The organism is Pseudomonas sp. BIGb0164 (genome assembly GCF_024810135.1).
Taxonomy (GTDB): domain Bacteria; phylum Pseudomonadota; class Gammaproteobacteria; order Pseudomonadales; family Pseudomonadaceae; genus Aquipseudomonas.
This window is the reverse complement of record NZ_JANUEA010000008.1, coordinates 38,342-58,206: the sequence shown is the minus strand read 5'-3', so window position 1 is coordinate 58,206 and position 19,865 is coordinate 38,342. Positions and strand designations below refer to the sequence as shown.

General features: G+C 62.4%; 18 protein-coding genes. 7 read left to right on the top strand and 11 right to left on the bottom strand.

Features of this window, described 5'->3' with window-relative positions:
• Positions 1–276: 276 nt before the first annotated feature.
• Positions 277–1,596 carry a Na+/H+ antiporter family protein gene (locus M2394_RS20985; RefSeq protein WP_259174622.1) on the bottom strand — a complete coding sequence of 440 codons (1,320 nt, stop codon included), beginning with the start codon at positions 1,594–1,596 and terminating at the stop codon, positions 277–279.
• A 248-nt stretch (positions 1,597–1,844) separates the two neighbouring features.
• Here M2394_RS20985 and M2394_RS20980 point away from each other — a divergent pair, with 248 nt between their 5' ends.
• Positions 1,845–3,992: a methyl-accepting chemotaxis protein gene (locus M2394_RS20980; protein WP_259174422.1), complete on the top strand. Its 2,148-nt coding sequence runs from the start codon at positions 1,845–1,847 to the stop codon at positions 3,990–3,992.
• A 142-nt stretch (positions 3,993–4,134) separates the two neighbouring features.
• On the opposite strand, the gene M2394_RS20975 is transcribed toward M2394_RS20980, so the two are convergent.
• The 3 genes from M2394_RS20975 to M2394_RS20965 are packed head-to-tail and all read right to left on the bottom strand — an operon-like array spanning position 4,135 to position 6,436.
• Positions 4,135–5,448, bottom strand: a complete 1,314-nt coding sequence (locus M2394_RS20975) for a sensor histidine kinase (protein ID WP_259174421.1) — start codon at positions 5,446–5,448, stop codon at positions 4,135–4,137.
• Positions 5,445–6,113 (bottom strand): response regulator transcription factor, encoded by a 669-nt coding sequence (locus M2394_RS20970; protein ID WP_259174420.1) that lies wholly within the window; start codon positions 6,111–6,113, stop codon positions 5,445–5,447. Before M2394_RS20970 ends, M2394_RS20975 begins: the two co-directional genes overlap by 4 nt.
• A complete protein-coding gene (locus tag M2394_RS20965; RefSeq protein ID WP_178925841.1) occupies positions 6,113–6,436 on the bottom strand; it encodes a PepSY domain-containing protein in 324 nt (107 codons plus the stop codon). Before M2394_RS20965 ends, M2394_RS20970 begins: the two co-directional genes overlap by 1 nt.
• Positions 6,437–6,585: 149 nt before the next feature.
• Between M2394_RS20965 and M2394_RS20960 the strand changes: the two genes are divergently transcribed.
• From M2394_RS20960 to codA, 5 genes are all read left to right on the top strand, one after another.
• On the top strand, positions 6,586–7,665 hold the full coding sequence (locus tag M2394_RS20960; RefSeq protein ID WP_259174419.1) for a patatin-like phospholipase family protein: 1,080 nt from the start codon (positions 6,586–6,588) through the stop codon (positions 7,663–7,665).
• Between the two features lie 154 nt (positions 7,666–7,819).
• On the top strand, positions 7,820–8,176 hold the full coding sequence (gene queD / locus M2394_RS20955) for a 6-carboxytetrahydropterin synthase QueD (RefSeq protein WP_003173033.1): 357 nt from the start codon (positions 7,820–7,822) through the stop codon (positions 8,174–8,176).
• Positions 8,177–8,268: 92 nt separating this feature from the next.
• Positions 8,269–8,709: an N-acetyltransferase gene (locus tag M2394_RS20950; protein ID WP_259174416.1), complete on the top strand. Its 441-nt coding sequence runs from the start codon at positions 8,269–8,271 to the stop codon at positions 8,707–8,709.
• 8 nt (positions 8,710–8,717) lie between these two features.
• Positions 8,718–9,341: an NUDIX hydrolase gene (locus M2394_RS20945; RefSeq protein WP_178924323.1), complete on the top strand. Its 624-nt coding sequence runs from the start codon at positions 8,718–8,720 to the stop codon at positions 9,339–9,341.
• A gap of 46 nt (positions 9,342–9,387) precedes the next feature.
• Positions 9,388–10,623: a cytosine deaminase gene (gene codA / locus M2394_RS20940; protein WP_259174411.1), complete on the top strand. Its 1,236-nt coding sequence runs from the start codon at positions 9,388–9,390 to the stop codon at positions 10,621–10,623.
• Positions 10,624–10,640: 17 nt separating this feature from the next.
• Here codA and M2394_RS20935 read toward each other — a convergent pair whose 3' ends face one another.
• Positions 10,641–11,627, bottom strand: a complete 987-nt coding sequence (locus tag M2394_RS20935) for a diaminopimelate epimerase (protein ID WP_259174409.1) — start codon at positions 11,625–11,627, stop codon at positions 10,641–10,643.
• A 356-nt stretch (positions 11,628–11,983) separates the two neighbouring features.
• On the opposite strand from M2394_RS20935, the gene M2394_RS20930 reads away from it, so the two are divergent.
• Complete coding sequence (locus tag M2394_RS20930; RefSeq protein ID WP_259174408.1) at positions 11,984–13,135, top strand: MFS transporter; 1,152 nt, start codon at positions 11,984–11,986, stop codon at positions 13,133–13,135.
• A 6-nt stretch (positions 13,136–13,141) separates the two neighbouring features.
• Here the strand turns inward: M2394_RS20930 and M2394_RS20925 are convergent, their stop codons facing one another.
• The 6 genes from M2394_RS20925 to M2394_RS20900 all read right to left on the bottom strand — a co-directional run bounded on the left by M2394_RS20925 (position 13,142) and on the right by M2394_RS20900 (position 19,758).
• Complete coding sequence (locus M2394_RS20925; RefSeq protein WP_259174407.1) at positions 13,142–13,774, bottom strand: type III secretion effector protein; 633 nt, start codon at positions 13,772–13,774, stop codon at positions 13,142–13,144.
• Positions 13,775–14,252: 478 nt separating this feature from the next.
• Positions 14,253–14,426 carry a type III secretion effector protein gene (locus tag M2394_RS20920; protein WP_178924317.1) on the bottom strand — a complete coding sequence of 58 codons (174 nt, stop codon included), beginning with the start codon at positions 14,424–14,426 and terminating at the stop codon, positions 14,253–14,255.
• A 304-nt stretch (positions 14,427–14,730) separates the two neighbouring features.
• On the bottom strand, positions 14,731–17,136 hold the full coding sequence (locus M2394_RS20915; RefSeq protein ID WP_259174405.1) for a TonB-dependent receptor: 2,406 nt from the start codon (positions 17,134–17,136) through the stop codon (positions 14,731–14,733).
• 97 nt (positions 17,137–17,233) lie between these two features.
• Complete coding sequence (locus M2394_RS20910; RefSeq protein ID WP_259174621.1) at positions 17,234–18,184, bottom strand: FecR family protein; 951 nt, start codon at positions 18,182–18,184, stop codon at positions 17,234–17,236.
• A 32-nt stretch (positions 18,185–18,216) separates the two neighbouring features.
• Positions 18,217–18,717 carry a sigma-70 family RNA polymerase sigma factor gene (locus M2394_RS20905; protein WP_176999320.1) on the bottom strand — a complete coding sequence of 167 codons (501 nt, stop codon included), beginning with the start codon at positions 18,715–18,717 and terminating at the stop codon, positions 18,217–18,219.
• Between the two features lie 129 nt (positions 18,718–18,846).
• Complete coding sequence (locus M2394_RS20900) at positions 18,847–19,758, bottom strand: LysR family transcriptional regulator (protein WP_259174404.1); 912 nt, start codon at positions 19,756–19,758, stop codon at positions 18,847–18,849.
• Positions 19,759–19,865: the final 107 nt, after the last annotated feature.

Sequence of the window (19,865 nt, the reverse complement as noted above, 5' to 3'; positions counted from 1 at the left end):
TCTTAGGCGCCCCGTCAAACACGCTGGCCGAACGCAGGTTTGAATCCGTGGGTAACCCGGCAGGACGCCGGGTTAGCCGCCCCGCGCCATGGATGGCGCGTGGCGGCGGCCCACGGATTCAAGCCTGCGTTCGGGCACACCGAGCCTAGGCGAGGTGCCGAGTGTTGGGGCAGAGCGTTTTTGGTTACTTTTGGCGCTTTTCCAAAAGTGACCCGCCGTAAGGGCGGAACCCTAAGTAGCCGTTACCCAAACAATGGATAGGTACTCCGTCCCCAATCAGAGCGTCATGGCGGCAAGCCAGCCGAAAGCCAACAGCGGAATGTTGTAATGCAAAAACGTCGGCACCACCGTATCCCAGATATGGTGATGCTGGCCGTCAATGTTCAAACCGGAGGTCGGGCCCAGGGTGGAGTCCGACGCCGGCGACCCCGCATCGCCCAACGCGCCGGCCGTGCCGACGATGCACACGATGGCCAGCGGGCTGAAACCCAGCTGTACGCAAAGCGGCACGAAAATCGCCGCCAGGATCGGCACCGTGGAGAACGACGAACCAATGCCCATGGTCACCAGCAACCCCACCAACAACATCAACAAGGCGCCGACGCCACGGCTATGGCCGATGAAGGCCGCCGAGGCTTCCACCAGCGAGCGCACGTCGCCTGTGGCCTTGAGCACTTCGGCGAAGCCTGAGGAGGCGATCATGATGAAGCCGATCATGGCCATCATCTTCATGCCTTCGGTGAACAGGTCGTCGGTCTCGCGCCAGCGCACGATGCCCGACACCGAGAAGATCAGGAAACCGGCCAGGGCGCCGATGATCATCGAGTCCAGCCACAGCTGAATGATGAACGCCGAGGCAATCGCCAGGCCGGCCACCAGCAGGGTCAGCGGGTTGTACTGCACGGCTACTTGCTCGACCCGTTCGATTTTCTCCAGGTCATATACGCGTTTCTTGCGGTAGCTGACGAACACCGCCACCAGCAGGCCGACCACCATGCCCAGCGCTGGCAACCCCATGGCGTGGGTGACGTTGACCTGGCTGATGTCCACCCCGCTCTTGGCCACGTTGGCCAGCAGGATCTGGTTGAGGAAGATATTGCCGAAGCCCACCGGCAGGAACATGTACGGGGTGATCAGGCCGAAGGTCATCACACAGGCAATGAGGCGGCGGTCCAGTTGCAGCTTGGTCAGCACGTACAGCAGCGGCGGCACCAGCAACGGGATAAACGCGATATGGATCGGCAGGATGTTCTGCGAGGCGATCGCCACGACCCAGAGCAGGCCGATCAACAGCCATTTGACATGGCTGCCGCCGGTGGCTTCCTGACGGTCCACCAGCATCAGCGCCTTGTCGGCCAGCGCGTGGGCCAGGCCGGATTTGGCAATGGCCACGGCGAACGCGCCGAGCAAGGCGTAGGACAGCGCCACAGTAGCGCCGCCGCCCAGCCCGCCGTTGAAGGCTTTGAGCGTGGCCTCGATGCCCAGGCCACCGGTCAAGCCGCCCACCAGGGCGCCGACGATGATGGCGATGACCACATGCACGCGGGACAAGCTGAGCACCAGCATGGTGCCGACCGCGGCAATGACTGCGTTAATCATGGTTACCTCAAGCAGAAACATAAAAAACAGGCATGCCCGCGCCCAGGCGGCCATCGGGTGGATGGCTGCCAGCGTGCAGGCTTGAAGGAGGTCTTATTAGAGGGCGCGCACTTTGCAGCAGGCGCGGCTGCATGTCAAAAAACGGCGCCGCTTTTGGGTTTAAATTGAACGTTTAAATAATAAAGAACCAAAAAACGCGGCCGATACAAAGGCTCTCTGTGTTTTCAGGTTAAGGATGCGCCTCGATGTCTCTCAGACAGCTTTCCATTCAATGGAAAATCACCCTGCTCGCCGGCCTGTGCCTGCTGGGGATCGTGACCCTGCTGGTGGGTTTGTCGTTGTATCGCATGGAACAGAGCTCGGAGCAGGTCAAGGCGTCCAGCATGCAGATGCTCGATCAAGCCGCCCAAGCGCGCATCGAAGCCCAGGGTGAAGCCCAGGCCCTGGGCATTCGCCGTCAGTTCATGGACGCATATCAATATGGCCACGGATTTTCCCGCCAGGTGCTGTTCTTGCGCGAGCAGGCCGAAAAACGCTTTTTGGATGCGTTCGACACCCGCGAAGACCTGACCCGCCAGGTCAAGGCGGCCCTACAGGCCAACCCCGACTTGCTCGGCTTGTCCCTGGTGTTCGAAGCCAACGCCCTGGATGGCAAGGACGAGCTGTTCGCCAACCAGGCAGAACTGGGCAGTAACGACAAGGGCCGCTTCGCCCTGTACTGGTCGCAACCCACGCCCGGCAAACTGGAGTCGATGGCGCTGCCGGAAAGCGATATGGCCGACACCCGCGTCGGCCCCAGCGGTGAAAAGGCCAACGCCTGGTTCACCTGCCCGCGCACCACGCTCAAGCCCTGTGTGATCGAGCCGTACTTCTATGTAATCAACGGGCAGAACGTGCTGATGACCAGCATCGTGTTCCCACTGATGGTCAATGGCAAAGTCATCGCGTCGCTGTCGGTGGACATCAACCTAAACAGTCTGCAGGCCGTGAGCCAACAGGCGAGCCACAAGCTGTATGACGGCCAGACCCAAGTCAGCATCCTCAGCCCTACCGGCCTGCTCGCCGGCTACAGCCCGGACGCCGGCAAGCTCAGCCAGCGCCTGGACAAGGTCGACACCGCCAACGGCGCGCAATTGATCAGCGCCCTGGCCAGCAGCAACCAACTGCGCAGCCTGCGCACCGACCATCAGCTCAAGGTGCTGGCGCCGTTTGCACCGATCCCGGACGGCAAGGCATGGGGCGTGTTGCTGGATGTGCCGGAAAAAGTGCTGGTGGCCCCGGCCGAGGCACTGAAAACCCAACTGGATGCCGACAATGCCAAGGGCACCTTGCTCGAGCTGAGCCTGGGCCTGTTTGCGGCCGTGCTTGGCCTGATCCTCGTGTGGCTGATGGCCCGCAGCGTGACCCGGCCGATCCTTGGCGTGGCCAGCATGCTGGAAGACATCGCCAGCGGTGAAGGCGACCTCACCCGCCGCCTGGCCTACGACAAGCAGGACGAGCTGGGGCAGTTGGCCGGCTGGTTCAACCGTTTCCTCGACAAGCTGCAACCGATCATTGCCGAGGTGAAGCGCTCGGTGCAGGACGCCCGTGGCACCGCTGACCAATCGGCCGCCATCGCCAGTGAAACCAGTGCTGGCATGGAGCAGCAATATCGCCAGGTCGATCAAGTGGCCACCGCCTCCCACGAAATGAGCGCCACCGCCCAGGACGTCGCCCGCAGCGCCGCCCAGGCAGCCCAGGCAGCGCGCGATGCCGACCAGTCGACCCGTGAAGGCCTGACGGTAATCGACCGCACCACCACCAACATTGGCAACCTGGCCGCCGACATGAGCACGGCCATGGCGCAGGTTGAAGGCTTGGCGGCCAACAGCGAGAAAATCGGTTCGGTGCTGGAAGTGATTCGCGGCATCGCCGAGCAGACCAACTTGCTGGCCCTCAACGCAGCGATCGAAGCGGCCCGTGCCGGTGAAGCCGGTCGCGGTTTTGCCGTGGTGGCCGATGAAGTGCGCAACCTGGCGCGCCGCACCCAGGAGTCGGTGGAAGAAACCCGCCTGGTGATCGAACACCTGCAAAGTGGCACCGAAGATGTGGTGGGCGCCATGGGCAACAGCTATCGCCAGGCCCAAGGCAGCGTCGAGCAGGTCGGCCAGGCCGTGACCGCCCTGCGCCAGATCGGCGATGCGGTGACGGTGATCAGCGACATGAACCTGCAGATCGCCAGCGCCGCTGAAGAGCAGAGCGCGGTGGCCGAGGAAATCAACAACAACGTGGCGACGATCCGGGATGTGACCGAGTCGTTGTCGGAACAGGCCAATGAATCGGCGCGGGTGAGCCAGGCGCTGAACAGCCTGGCCAATCAGCAGCAGGGGTTGATGGATCAGTTTCGGGTGTAACGGATTGCCCTCGAATGGGGTGGCGATACCATGTGGGAGCTGGCTTGCCTGCGATGCAGGCAACCCGGTGTGTCAGTCACACCTCTGTGATGCCATCGCAGGCAAGCCAGCTCCCACATTGTTGATCGGTGGCGTGTCAATTCTAGCGTTTGGGCAGTTCGATCAAGGCCTTGAGGCCGCCCAGCTCGCTTGCTTGCAGTTGGAGCACCCCGCCCCACACTTCGACGATATCGCGCACAATCCCCAGGCCCAAACCGTGGCCGTCGATCTGCTCGTCCAGGCGTGCGCCTCGGCTGAGCACTTGGTCGCGTTGCGTTTCAGGGATACCGGGACCGTCGTCGTCTACCGCCAGCACATAGCTTTGCGCTGTTTCGCTGACGCTCAACCGCACATCCGCATCCGCCCATTTGCAGGCGTTGTCCAGCAGGTTGCCCAGCAGCTCCAGCAAATCCTCACGGTCCCAGGGCAGTTGCAGGCCAGGGGGCACGTGGTAGCTCAGGTCCAGGTGTTCGCCGTGGATCATGGTCAACGTGGCGAGCAAGCCGGGCAGTTCTTTTTCGCAGTCGAACAACGCGCCTGGCAGGGTTTCACCGGCCAGGCGTGCGCGGTTGAGCTCGCGGTTGAGGCGTTGCTGCACCTGCTCCAGTTGGTCGCGCAACAGTTTGCTCAATTCGGGGTGGTCCTTGAGGGCTTCGCTCGAGGCCGCACTCAATAACACCGCCAGCGGGGTTTTCAGGGCGTGGCCCAGGTTGCCCAGGGCATTGCGCGAGCGCTTGAGGCTGTCTTCGGTGTGGGCCAGCAGGTGGTTGATCTGCGCCACCAGCGGTTCCAGCTCCAGCGGCACCTGCGTGTCGAGTTGCGAGCGCTGGCCTTGTTGCAATTGGGCGATCTGTTCGCGCGCGGTTTCCAGCGGGCGCAACGCACGGCGCACGGTAACCCGCTGCAGGATCAACACCAATAATAGCGCGGCCAGGCCGAGGATCAGGCCAATCCGACGCATCAGGCGAAAACTTTCCCGCACGGGCGTGTAGTCCTGAGCCACGCTGATCGAGATCAACCGGCCATAGCGCTTGTAGTCGGCGCGCAGCACCAGCAGTTGCTGACCTTCCGGCCCCAATTGCAGGTTGCCCTTGAGCCCGATCTCGGGCAGGCGTGGCAGTTCCTGGTCCCACAGCGAACGCGAGCGCCAGTGGGTATCGTCAAAATCAATGCGAAAATAATGCCCGGAAAACGGCCGTTGGTAGGCCGGCGACAAGCGCTGCTCATCCAACTGCACGCCGCCTGCCGCGCGTACCAGCGCCACCAGCAGGTTCTCGGCGTCATTGCGCAGCCCGGCTTCCAGGTAGCGCTGCAACCCCGCTTCGAACAACCACAGGCTGGTTTGCGCCAGCGCCACGCCGACGACCACCATCACACTGATCAGCCCCAGGCTGAGGCGCCGTTGAATCGACCTCATGCGGGGCTTGCGCCAAACAGGTAACCCTGGCCACGCCGGGTTTCGATCACGCTGCGGCCCAATTTGCGTCGCAGGTGGTTGACGTGGACTTCCAGCACGTTGGAATCGCGCTCGGTCTCGCCGTCATAGAGGTGCTCGGCCAAGTGGCTTTTCGAGAGGATTTGTTCGGGGTGCAGCATGAAGTAACGCAGCAGACGGAATTCGGCGGCGGTCAGCTGGATCTCTTCGCCGTCACGCAACACGCATTGACGGCCTTCATCCAAGTGCAAGCCCGCCGCCTGCAACGTGGGCTGATTGGCACGGCCGTGGGAGCGACGCAACAGCGCCTGGATGCGCAGGTACAGTTCCTCAGGGTGAAACGGTTTGGCCAGGTAATCGTCGGCACCGGCCTTGAGCCCTTCGATGCGCTCGGCCCACGAATCCCGGGCAGTGAGGATCAGCACCGGCGTGGCCAAGGCGGCAGTTCGCCATTGCGCCAGCACGTCAAGCCCCGGCAGGCCAGGCAAACCGAGGTCGAGGATAATAAGGTCGTAGGGTTCACTGCGGCCCTGGTACGCAGCGTCGCGCCCATCGGCCAGCCAGTCGACGGCATAGCCCTGGCGCTGCAGGCCGGCCAACAGTTCATCGGCCAGGGGCACATTGTCTTCCACCAGGAGCAGGCGCATCAGTCGTCTTCCTTATCTTTGAGCAGCTCGCCGGTGCTGGCATTCAGCTCGATTTCACGCACCACGCCGTCGGCGGTCAACAGTTCGATTTCATAGATATAGCGCACCGGCCGGTCGTCGTGTTCTTCCAGCTCGGCGTCCAGCAGCTTGGACCCAGGGTAGCGCGCGAACGCCGGCCCCAACAAATCTTCCAGGGGTGCAATGACCCCCTTCTGGCGCAGGCGCAGCGCTTCGTCCTGTCCGAGGTCATGGGCCGCCAGGCCTGAGCTGATCAGCAGCAACACCAGCGCCACTCGACCGCCCGTGCGTCGATATACCTTCATTACCAATCCTGTTGTTTCTTGACGTTGCCACGTTAACCGCCGCAACTTAACTGAAACTGAATTGCCACCATGGCAATTGCCGATAGTCCATTTCCCAACTGTTGTGCGAGATTTCTTATACTGATCCGCTCGCTTTAACTGAGACTGGTATGACTGCCATCCACATCAAGTTTCCTGCCCTGACCCTCAAGGCCGGCAAACGCGCCTTTACACGCATTCGTGAGCAAGGCCTCAAACCGGCCGATGTAGGCATCCTACCCGGTGCGGCCGGCGGCCCCAAGGCCTTGGGTATCCAGGGCCTGGACCTGGCGCTGTTCGGCGACTGGCTGCCACGCATGCCACGGGAGCGCGCGCTGATCGGCGCGTCCATCGGTTCCTGGCGGTTTGCCAGCGCCTGCTTGCCCGACCCGGTGCAAGGCCTGCTCGATCTCGGCCGCCTGTACAACGAACAACGTTTTGCCAAAGGCGTGACCATGGCCGAAGTCAGCCGCAGTTGCCAGCGCATGCTCGACGACTTGCTCGCCGGCCGTGATGCACGGGTGCTGGACAACCCCGACTACCGCCTGAACATCATGGTGGTCAAAAGCCATGGCCTGCTCGCCGACGACCACCGTGGCCGCCTCGGGCTGGGCCTGTCGTCAGTGATCGCCGATAACCTGCGGGGCCGCGCGCGGTTGTCGCGGCATTTCGAGCGACTGATCATCCACGACCCGCGCCAGGCACCACCGGTGCATCCGTTGCAGGATTTCCCGTCGCGCTTCCTCGACCTGGAATTGGGTAACCTGCGCCAGGCGCTACTGGCCTCGGGCTCGATCCCTATGGTGATGCAAGGCGTGCGCGACCTGCCAGGCGCGGGCGCGGGCACCTACCGCGACGGCGGCCTGCTGGACTACCACCTCGACCTGCCCTACCACGGCGATGACATCGTGCTTTACCCGCACTTCACCGACCGGGTCATCCCCGGTTGGTTCGACAAAGGCCTGCCGTGGCGGCGCAGCAATCAACAGGGCTTGCAGGATGTGTTGCTACTCGCCCCGTCCAAGGACTACCTGGCCCGCCTGCCCCACGGCAAGCTGCCGGACCGCAGTGACTTCAAGCGTTTCATGGGCGATGACCCGAGCCGCAACAAGTACTGGCAAACCGCGATGAGCGAGAGCCGGCGCTTGGGGGATGAGTTCCTGGAATTGGCCGATAACAACCAATTGGGCGAGCGACTCCAGCCCCTGTAGGCGCCCGGCTTGCCGGCGATGGGCATCAACGATAACGCGGCGCCTGTTGGATTTTTCGCCGGTAAGCCGGCGCCTACGGAGGGACGGTATGCGCGGTATGGGATCAAGCTGTTAAACTCGCCGCCTGCCAGACACCGACCGAGCTGAAAACACTGTGGAAATCTTCAAGGAATTTACATTCGAATCCGCCCACCGCCTGCCCCACGTACCGGACGGCCACAAATGCGGGCGCCTGCATGGGCATTCGTTCAAGGTGGCGATCCACCTGAGCGGCGACCTGGATCCCCATACCGGCTGGATTCGCGACTTCTCGGAGATCAAGGCGATTTTCAAGCCGCTCTACGAGCGCCTCGACCACAACTACCTCAACGACATTCCCGGCCTGGAAAACCCGACCAGCGAAGTGCTGGCCAAGTGGATCTGGAATGAGCTCAAGCCCCTGCTGCCGGAACTCAGTGCAATCCGCATCCACGAAACCTGCACCAGCGGTTGCATCTACCGCGGCGAGTAAGCCACCGGCTGCTGAAAAACCACCTTCGGGTGGTTTTTTTATGTCCGGCTCCCGTACAGTCATGGCCTCCAGCCCACTCGGAGCACGCTGTCATGATGCGCCCTGCCAACGCCCATGATGTGGCCGCCATCGAAGCCATCGTTGAAGCCGCCTACTCGCCTTACATCACGCGTATCGGCCGCCAACCCGGTCCGATGCTGGAAAACTATCAGGCGCTTGTCGCGGCGGGAGGCGTACACGTGCTGGACAATGCCGGGCAGGTACAGGGCTTCATTATCCTGCTGGATGCTCCCGACGCACTGTTGCTGGACAACCTGGCTGTCGCCCCGCAAGCCCAGGGCCTGGGGTTGGGACGCCACCTGATGGACTTTGCCGAACACCAGGCGCGCGACGCCGGCTACTCGGCTATCCGGCTCTATACCAACGTGGCAATGACTGAAAACATTGCCCTGTACACCCGTCGTGGTTACAGCGAGACCCATCGGGCCGAAGCACACGGCCTGCATCGGGTGTACATGCGCAAAACCCTTTAGGAGCATCCATGGAAAACACCTGGCTGGCCCAGGCCAAACGCTTGCAGGCGTTGGCCTCCACGGGACTGCATTTTTGCACCGACGATTTCGAGCGCGAGCGCCTGGAGGAAATCGCCGAGATTGCCCACAGCATGCTGGCGCAACTGGGCAACGTACCCCTGGAACGCATCACCGGGTTGGTGCCGGACTTTGCCAAGCGCTATTCCACCCCGATGATCGACGTGCGGGGCGCGGTGATCGAAGGCGACCGGATCCTGCTGGTGCGCGAATTGACCGATGGCTGCTGGGCATTGCCGGGCGGTTATGCCGATATCGGCCTGTCGGCGGCGGAAAACATCGTCAAGGAGATCCGTGAAGAGGCCGGGCTGACCGTCACCGCACGGGCGCTGTACAGCGTCACCCACAAGGCCAAGGGCTTGTATCGCCCGGATGTGCGGGACTTCTACAAGCTGTATTTCCTGTGTGAGCGCGTCGATCAACTGGCCCCCATGGCCGGGTTCGAAACCACCGAAGTGGGCTTTTTCAGCCTGGATGACCTGCCGCCGCTGTCCCGAGGGCGCACCATCGAAAGCGACCTGGAAGCCGCGTTTGCCTTTCATCGCGGCGAGACCTCCCAGACACTGTTCGACTGAACCACATTGAACGCCTGATTGCTTTTTGCCCAAGAGGAACTTGACCATGCACATCATCAACGCCCGCCTGCGCCACCGTGAAGGCCTGCATGATCTGCACCTGGAACATGGCCGGATCGCCAGCATCACCGCGCAAACCACGGCGCCCGTACTGGCGGGCGATGACCTGGACGCTGCCGGCAACCTGGTGATCCCGCCCTTCGTCGAACCCCACATCCACCTCGATGCCACCCTCACGGCTGGCGAGCCGCGCTGGAACATGAGCGGCACGCTGTTCGAAGGCATCGAGTGCTGGGGCGAGCGCAAAGCCACCATCACCCAGGCAGACACCAAGGCTCGCGCCAAGAAGACCATCGAGGCCCTGGCGGCCCACGGTATCCAGCATGTACGCACCCACGTCGATGTGACCGACCCGGACCTCACCGCGCTCAAGGCCATGCTGGAAGTGCGCGAAGAAAGCACGCACCTGATCGACCTGCAAATTGTCGCCTTCCCCCAGGAAGGCATCGAGTCCTACCGCAATGGCCGGGAACTGATGGAGGAAGCCATCCGACTGGGCGCCGATGTGGTCGGCGGCATCCCCCATTTTGAATACACCCGCGACCAGGGCGTAAGCTCGGTGAAATTCCTGATGGACTTGGCCGAGCGCACCGGTTGCCTGGTGGATGTGCACTGCGACGAAACCGACGACCCACACTCGCGCTTTCTCGAAGTGCTCGCCGAAGAGGCCCGCAGCCGTGGCATGGGCGCGCGCGTCACCGCCAGCCATACGACCGCGATGGGCTCTTACGACAATGCCTACTGCGCCAAGCTGTTCCGCCTGCTGGGGCATTCGGGCATCAGCTTTGTTTCCTGCCCCACCGAAAGCATCCACCTGCAGGGCCGCTTCGACAGTTTCCCGAAACGCCGGGGCGTCACCCGCGTCAACGAACTGCTGGAAGCGGGCATGAACGTCTGCTTCGGCCAGGACTCCATCGTCGACCCTTGGTACCCGCTGGGCAACGGCAACATCCTGCGCGTGCTTGAAGCCGGTCTGCACATCTGCCACATGCTCGGCTATCGCACCCTGCAAAGCGCCCTGGACCTGGTCACCGACAACAGCGCAAAGGCCATGGCCTTGGGCGACCGTTACGGTCTTGAGCCGGGGCGCCCAGCGAACCTGCTGATCCTGTCGGCAGACAGCGACTATGAGGTGATCCGCAGCCAGGGCCTGGCGCTGTATTCGATCCGCCATGGCAAGGTGTTAATGAAGCGGCAGCCGGCGCAGGTGACGTTTTTGTAACGCGCCTGGATGCTGTTTCAGGTTTGTGGCCGTGCCGTGCCAAACAGGCTGACGCTCAACAAGGTGTCGCCCTGTGTCAGCAATCGCACAGGCGCCGTACCGCCCGGCATCACCACCGCGACCTCACCGCCCTCGACCCACCCCGCTCGCCACGCCGCGCAGGCCACGGCACTGGCACTGGTCCCCGAGGATGCCGTAGGCCCTTCCCCGCGTTCGAATACCCGCGCCAGTACCTGATTGCCCTGTCCACGGGCCGCCCACTGCAAATTGACCCCCGCGACACACGGAACGCCACCGCCCGCCGGTGGCGCGAATGCAATGGCTTTCAAGGGTTCGAACAACGCAGGTTGATGCATTCGGGCATTATCTGGCAGCAGCGCGGCGTCTTGAACCAACGTGACGCAATGCGGGTTGCCCACACGCACGAACTGGCTGCACGACCATTGCGGCTCAAGCGCCGTCAGTGAGGCCACCTGGCTGAATTCACGGTTCGCTGTTTTCACGCTGTCCACGCCACGGGCACCGACTGCCTGCGGCCCGAACTCGGGCAAACCCAGTGCCAGCCAGAACCCCGTCACGTGCTCGTAGACCGCAGGCTCCACCCGGGTGATGACCGGCGATTGCGCATCAGCTTTATCGTGATGCACCCGCAACTCACACCCTTGGCTCAGCAAGCCCTGGTCGGTCAGGGCCTGGGCGAAGATGGTCAGGCCATTGCCGCTGCGCTCGGCGAGGGAGCCGTCGGTGTTGACGATCAGCACATCGAACGGTGCCTCGGCCTGGAACGGCCCGACCAATAGCCCATCGCATCGGTGGGCCTTGGCATCCGCAGGGCGTGGCACTGAGCCCCAGCCACATTCGGCTGCGATGGCTGAAGCCGCCCACGCCTGGCGGCTATTCGCAGCTTCGGCGGCGCTATCAGGGATGTTGATGCCTTGGCGTCTTAATAGGGCCGGGCTGATCACGCCATAGATATTGCCGCGGGCATCGTAGAAGTGGGTCATAGCGTGATTCCCCAGCAGTCGCTGACTTTTGAAAAAGAAATAAGCCACGCGATTGTGTGGGAAACCGTCGGTTGAAACTACCTGCTGAATTCAGTCGAGAAGTGGCCTGGAAGGTGGTCCCCCTTGCGAGAACTCTGGGGTTCATCAGTGCTCACAAAGATTACGCCCCCTCCAGGCCACGTCTGACAAAGCCTGTGTGGTTGGCAGAGCGCCTCACGTTCCATGTTTGTAAAAATAATATTCATGAGTGTCACGTCGATCCTGCTCATCAGGGAACCCGGCTCGCTCGATGCGGCCTGATGTGCAAGGATGTCGCGCCGGACATCGTTCTTTGAACGCAAAACCAAGGATTCTTCATGACTGCCATCCCCACCCCAGCGCCCGTGGTTCCCGGGCGGCTGGAACAAATGTCGACCCGCATCGCTTTCTTTATCGCAGGTTTCGGTATCGCCGCGTGGGCGCCACTGGTGCCCTATGCCAAGGCACGCGCGCAACTCAACGAGGGCACGCTGGGCCTCCTGCTGTTATGCCTGGGGGTGGGTTCGATCATCGCCATGCCGGTGGCGGGTGCCTTGGCCTCGCGCTACGGCTGCCGACGCGTGCTGACCGCAGGAACGATTCTGATCTGCGTGGCGCTGCCGATGTTGGCGACCGTCAGTTCGGTTCCCTGGCTGATGGCCGGTTTGTTCCTGTTTGGCGCGGGCCTGGGCACCGTGGATTCCACAGTCAACCTGCAAGCGGTGATCGTTGAGCGCGCCAGCGGCAAGACCATGATGTCGGGCTTTCACGGTCTGTTCAGCCTGGGTGGCATCGTCGGTGCGGCAGGAGTGGCCGGGTTGCTGGGGCTGGGCCTTTCCCCCTTGCAGGCAACTCTTGTAGTGATCGCAGTGATGGCGGTGGCCTTGCTCAAGGCCGGGCCGCACCTGTTGCCCTACGGCAGTGAGAGCTCGGGACCGGCCTTTGCGATTCCCCATGGCGTGGTGCTGTTTATCGGCTGCCTGTGCTTCATCGTGTTTCTGGCTGAAGGCGCCGTCCTTGACTGGAGCGCGGTGTTCCTCAGTGCCGAACGTGGCCTGGATGAAGCTTATGCGGGCCTGGGCTATGCCGCCTTCGCCCTGACCATGACAGCCGGGCGCCTGATGGGCGATGCCATCGTGCACCGGCTGGGCGCCACCCGCGTGATCGTGATCGGTGGCGCACTGGCCACCGCGGGCATGCTACTGGCTACGCTTTCCCCCGCCTGGGAAGCCGCGTTGCTGGGCTACGCGCTGGTGGGCGCCGGCTGCTCGAACATCGTACCGGTGCTGTACACCGCAGTGGGCAAACAAAAGGTCATGCCGGAGCATATCGCGGTGCCGGCCATCACGACCCTGGGGTATGCCGGCATCCTGGCCGGGCCCGCCGTGATCGGCTTTATCGCCCATGGCAGCAGCCTGAGCACGGCCTTTGTGCTGATCGCAGTGTTGCTGGCAGCGGTGGCGATCAGTGGCAAGATCCTCAAGGTGTAGGCTCCGTCACCTCGCTTTGTGAGCCTCATCCTGCTCCAACCAGCGATCGAGGCTCTTGTTGCTCAGCCAGCCTTCCTGGTGGGGCGGGCCGAACAGCCGAGCACCATTGGCACGCTCCAGTGAACGCAATAACCCCGGGCGCTCGATGATGTTCTTCGCGGTGTAGACACACAACTCACTGTACTTCGGCCGGGGCATGCCAGTAGACGGGTCCAGCACGGCCTCGCCTCTTTGATCGACGTCGTAAGGGTCCTGCATGACCCTCTTGAGCGTGACGATTTCCACGAATTGGTGGGGCTCGAAAAAATAGCTACGGTCCTTGGACTTATCCCTCAACTGCTCGAACAGACCTTGAAACGCCTGGACCACTTGGGCATTGCCCTGGGCATGGAACGGGTCCTGGCTGTACACACTTGGAGAGCTGTTACCCGGCAACGCGCTGGCGGCGGCCCGCAGGCTGTCACGGGTGATGTCACCCTCGCTGCTCAGGATTGCATCACTCAACCGGGGGCGCTGGAGTATTTCCCGGGCCACCGGGATCACCCGGTCCAATGCCTCGCTTTCACCCATGCGCTGGGCGGCGAGGAGCTGCAGTGACGAGCAGGTCAAGCGTCCGTCCTTCAGGAAGGGGTGCAACATGTCATAGCCTTTCTCAAGGGCTGCGGCCAATTGACTGTCCGTCGATGTTGCTCCGGGTTGCGAAAAGGTCGTGCGCGCAGCAGGAGGGTTTTGCAACGCGCGCCGATGTAACCCCGACAGCGCTCCACGCAACAACAGAGGCCTGCGAGACGCTGGCCCCTGTGGAAGGTCTTGAGCCTGGGCCGTGCCCGGGGCCCCGCTCCACGCGTCCGAGTGGGCCGTGGGGGGAGGCGCGGCCGGCCGTGCAGCCGATCCGTCCAAGATCGTCTGCCATGCGTGAGGTAATGCGCCCTCGATAGTCATGCGGTTTCTCCAACTTGTCTCAAATGCATACTTGCTCGATGAATGCCACCGTAGTGGCCAGGCTCAACGCGTTGACCCCATCAGCCGGCTGCAAGTATGTGGCTGGATAAACCCGGCAGTTCCAGTTCGCACACGAATACCAATTTCAGCATGTAAAAACCCGGTGAGTGCAGGATCAGTCCGCCTTCTGCTTGTGCCACCAGGCGACCAGGCCGTTGATCAGCGCAGTGCCGGTGCGTTTCGAAGATTGACTGCGGGGAGCTGGAGGTTGCCCACTGGCCAGCATGCCGCGGGAAAAGTCATCGGCGACAGGCGCCTGGAATTTGCGCTGGCCAACGAAGGTCCTCATTCGATGGACTTGGGCGGCATGGTCATCTGACAGCATCGGCGATGCCAGCCCGACTGCATTGTCGTCGGGCGCTGGCGGTTCAGCTTCACCCACACCGCGCAAAGGCTCGTGCCGCATGCTCTGCGAAGAATGAAACGAGGTAGACGTCATTGGTTGGCCCTGACTCGAGATCTGAATAACGCCCGGCTTGATCAAGCCGGCGGATGTGACCTATGTGGCAATTGGGCATAAACCGTTCCAGACACAAAAAACCGGCAAAAAAAATCGCAGCCCTGGGGCTGCGATTGTTCACGTTGACGGCAGGTCAGAACCCGACGCTGGCCTGCACGAAGAACGTGCGCGGCTCGCCCAGGTACAACCCGGCGTTGTTGTCGCTGGAACGGGTGTAGTGCTGCTGGTCGAAGACGTTTTTCACGCCCACACCCAGTTTCAGGTTCGACAGTTGCGCGCCAAAGTCATACCCGCTGCGCACGTTGACCGAGACATAACCCGGGATATCGCCGTACTGGCCATCGGCAGTGCCCTGGGTGATGTAGGTGGTACCGGTGCCGGGCGCACGTTGGCCGGACTGGGCGAAGACGTCCAGGTTGTGGGTCCAGTGGTTCACGTCGTAACGCAGGCCCAGGGTCGCCACTTCACGGGAGTACAACGGCAGGTCGCGGCCCTTGAACGGCACGTCACCTTCGGAGGTGGCCTTGGTGTAGGTGAAACCGGCGCTGGCGGTCAGGCCCTCCAGGCGTGGGTCCAGGTTCGACAGGTCATAGTGGGCCGAGGTCTCGATCCCCTGGTGCTTGGTGGCGCCCAGGTTGGTCCAGCCCACGTCGTTGCTGACGTATTGCAGTTCATCCGAGAAGTCGATGTAGAACAGCGTCACTTCGCCGCCCCAGACGCTGTCGTTGTAGCGCGTGCCGATCTCGTAGGTCTTGGCTTTCTCCGGGTTCAGGCCGTTGGCGGTCTGGTCGCCGGTGCCGCCCTGCCCCAGCTGGAAATACTGCAGGCTGCCAAACGAGGTTTCATAGTTGGCAAACAGTTTCCAGGCATCGGAGACGTGGTACATCACGCTCAGGGCCGGCAGCGGTTCGTTGTTGTGGACCTCGCGGCGTTTTTCCTGGGTGCGGGTGCCGTTCAGGGCCACCACCGGGCGGTCGTGCCATTCGGTGCGGATGTCTTCGAAGCGAATACCCGGGGTGATGGTCCACTTGCCGATATCGACCTTGTTGTCGATATAGAAGGCGTTGGCTTCAGTGCCACCGGTGCGGTCCTGGTAGACATGGCCATCGCTCTGACCGCCTGGCGTGGGCACATTGTTGACCAGGTTCAGGCTGCTGGCCTGCTCGTGCATGCCTTCCTTGAGGTAGCGATAACCCAGGCTGACTTCCTGGGTGCTGGGGCCCACGTCGAACACATGGGACACCCGCGGCTCGATGCCGAAGGTGTAGTAGGTGCGCGGGTAGGAGCCGATGGTTTTCAGGTCGCGGTTGGCGATGTTGCTGCCACGGAAACTGTCGGAGTAGTAGGTCAGCACTTCGGCCTGGGTACGGTCGTCGATCTGACGGATGTACTTGAAGGACATATCTTTGCGGCGCCCGCTGAAGTTGTCCCAGTCACGCACCGATTGGTACGGGTTGGCGTCGAACTGCTTCTGGGTCAGGCCACCGGGCATGTCGGCGCTGGCGTCGTAGTAGTGGAAGTTGAGCGAGAAATCGTCTTGATCGGTCGGGGCCCAGTGGGTCTTGAAGATCACGTCGTCGATGTCGTTGGAGTTGTTGCTGCTGCGATAACCGTTGCCCTTCACACCGGAGTACAGCAACGCCGCGCCAATACCGTTGTCGGCCGTACCGCCGACGAAGGCGTTTTCGATGTGCTTCCAGCCGCCGTGGGCCGAGGTTTGCAGGGTGGTGCCGACGTCGCCGGAGAATTTCTCGGGAATGGCGCGGGTCACGAAGTTGATCACGCCACCGACGTTTTGTGGCCCATAACGCACGGAGCCGGCGCCACGCACCACGTCGATGCTGTCCAGGTTGCCGGCGGAAATCGGCGCCATCGACAGTTGCGGCTGGCCATAGGGGGCAAACGCGGCCGGTACGCCGTCAATCAGCACCGTGGAACGTGGTGACAGGCGCGACGTAAGACCACGCACACCGACGTTGAGGGAAATATCGCTGCCACCGGTGCCGTTGGACTCTTGCACCTGCACACCCGGCACACGGCGCAACACGTCGCCGACGTTCATCGCGCCCTGCTCCACCATCGCCTCGCGACGGATCACGGTACGTGCGCCCGGGTGGTTCTGCACCACTTCGGCGTTGGCGTCACCCAGCCAGTCGCCGACCACCTTGATGTCGGTCACGCCCAGTTCCAGGGGCGAGCCAGCTTCACCGGTGCCCTTGCTCAGCGGGCGCAGGGTCACGGAGCCCGCATCAATCTGGTAGTCCAGGCCGCTGCCTTGCAGCAATTGGCGCAGGGCTTGTTCAGGCGAGAGGTTGCCGTCGACCGCAGGCGCCTGCTTGCCGGCAACCATGTCGGGGCTGAAGAACACTTGCAGGGAGGTCTGCTGGCCCAGCTGGCTCAGCGCCGCGCCCAAAGGTTGGGCGCGGATGTGAATGCCGTCATCGGCATAGGCTTCGGGCAGCGCGGCGCTGACGGCCAGTGCGAGGGCCAGGGGCGCCCAGCGGGAGACTTTATTGTTTTTCACGGCGAGTTTTTTCACGTCGAACCTAGTCCTGTGATCGCAAGAGTGTGCGGCTGTTAATGCAAACCAGTTGCAGTTGCAGGAGAAGACGAAGAACTCGGAAAAAACCTGAACGTCAGCGTGAAATAATTTCCTGGCTGCCATCCGGCAAGGTGCGCAAGGCCACCGGCAGGATGTGCGGCAAGGCTTTGAGCAAGGCGTCGGTGTCACTGGACTTGAACACGCTGGTCAAGCGCAGGTCTCTCACCGCGGCCGTGCTGACCCGCAATGGCTGCTCGCGATAGCGCGACACTTCCCGCGCCACTTCACCGAGGCTGGCGTTGTTGAACACCAATTTGCCCGTGCGCCAGGCCGTCAGTTCGTCAGCGTTCACGGCGTACGCTGTGGCGACTTGCCCTTGTGCATCGATATGGGTGCCCCGGCCTGCCGTCAGCGTCACGCTCTGGTCCGCAGAACGCCCCTGTACCTTGACCGTGCCGGCCTCCACCACCACGCGGGTCTGGTCGTCATCACGGCGCACGTCAAACCGCGTGCCGGTGACCGTCACCTGCCCTGCCCCGGCCGCCACGATAAAGGGGCGACTGGTGTCATGTTCGACGCTGAACATCGCTTCGCCCTGTTTGAGCTCCACACCGCGCCGGCCCTTTTCATAGTGCACGGCGACCACGCTGCGGCTGTTGAGGTCCATCACCGAACCGTCGGGCAACGCCACCTGGCGGTGCTCGCCCAGGCGGGTGCTGAATTCGGCGCTGTAGGGTTTCGGGTGATCCAGGCCGCTGAACAGGCCCAGCCCCAGGGCGACAGCCACCACGCTCGCAGCCACTGCATAACGCAGGAGGGCACGGCGTTTGGGGCGCTCGGCCGGCGCATCGCACAGGGCTTGCAACCGGGCCTTGGGCAGCAGATCGGTGGCGCTCCACAGCCCTTGCAAGACATCGAATTCATATTGATGCGAGGGCTGCTCCGCACGCCAGGCATCAAACCGTTGGCGCTCTTCACCGCTCAACGGGCCGTCTTGCAGGCGTACAAACCATTGCGCGGCTTCGTCGCGGGCACGGCTATCCATCATGGAAGGTCCTGTTTCAGGGCGAGCTGGGTTCATGGGGCGATCGCGTCCAGGCGGTCACGCAGATGCCGCAGGGTGCGGATCATATACTTTTCCACCATGTTCTTGGACAGGCCCAGGCGCACGGCGATTTCCTGCTGGGTGAGGCCCTCGATTTTCTGCCAGATGAAGATCTTGCGGCAGTTGAGCGGCAACTCGGCCAAGGCCCGCTCGATGGAGTCCGCCAACTGGATCGCGTGCATGAAATGCTCCGGGTCGCCACTGTGAGGCGAACTCTGCTCTAGGGCTTCCAGCGCCAGCGTCTCGCGCCGGTCTTCGCGGCGGTAGGCGTCAACGGCGATATTGCGCGCCGTCTGATGCAGATAGGCGCGCGGTTGCTCAACCTCGGTCGAACGCGACTCGAGCACCCGCACAAAGGTGTCGTGGGCCAGGTCTTCGGCCTGCTGACGGTTTCTCAGGCGGCGCGTCCAGGTTCCGATCAACTCTTCGTAATGCTCGAAAAAGCCTGTTCTGCGGGGCGGCTGAGGAATCATCGCGGGTGCACTGGGAAGGCGGGGGCGTGAATAGTAATGCTTCCTATTAAGTGGAGCAATTGCTACCCGTCGTGTCTGTGGTTAATGGATTACCCAAAAAAATATCGGCCCTCGCCCCGCCACACCGCCTTAACACGGCATCTGTCCCGAAGCCTGCTCGAACCGTTCACGCAAAAAATCCAACAGTGCTCTCACCCTCGGCGCCAGATAACGGCTGCGCGGGTAAAGCGCATGCACCGGCGCTTCAGCTGTTTGCCACTCGGGCATCAGCCGTATCAGGCGCCCGGCAGTGAGATCCGCCGCCACGTCCCAGACTGACTTCAGCACAATGCCATGGCCGTCCACCGCCCATTGCCGAGCGAGAGCACCGTCGTTGGTTTCCCGGGCTGCCTCCAGCGGTACCTTGAACAGCACCTCCTCCACGCCACGCTGCAAGCGCCATTCATTCGACCAGCCTGACTGCCCCGCGACGATATGATCGAAATCGGCCAATTGTCGCGGATGGTCCGGCGTGCCCTTGCGGGCCAGGTAACCGGGCGCCGCGCACAGCACGCGGCGATTGTCAGCCAGCGGTCGGGCGATCAGCGAGCTGTCCGGGGGCACGCCGAATCGGATCACCAGGTCGACGTCGTCGGCGATCAGGTGCGAGAGTGAATCGGACAACTGCAGCGCCGGCACCACCTGCGGGTATCGGGCCGTAAATTCGTCCAGCCATGGGTTGAGGACATGACGGCCAAAGTCCGAAGTGGCCGAAATACGGATCTTGCCGCGAATCTCGTTTTTTTCTGCCGACAGTGCCGCACGGGCATCGTCCAACGCTTGCAGGGCTTGGCGGCAGTGTTCCAGATAAAGCCGGCCCTCATCGGTGAGGCGCAGTTGACGCGTGGTGCGCTCGAACAAGCGGGTAGCCAACGAGGACTCAAGCTTGTGCAACCGCGCGCTGGCAGCGGCCGGCGACAGCCCCAGCTTGCGGCCTGCGAGCGAGAGACCGCCCAACTGCGCGGCTTCGACAAACAAACGGATGTCACCCAAGTTGTCCATGATTATTCCAATTTTTTTGAATATCCATCAAACAGTAGCTCAATTATCAATCTGGATCCCCTGCCGCAGACTTGCTCCATGCAATCACCTCACCATCAGGAGATCTT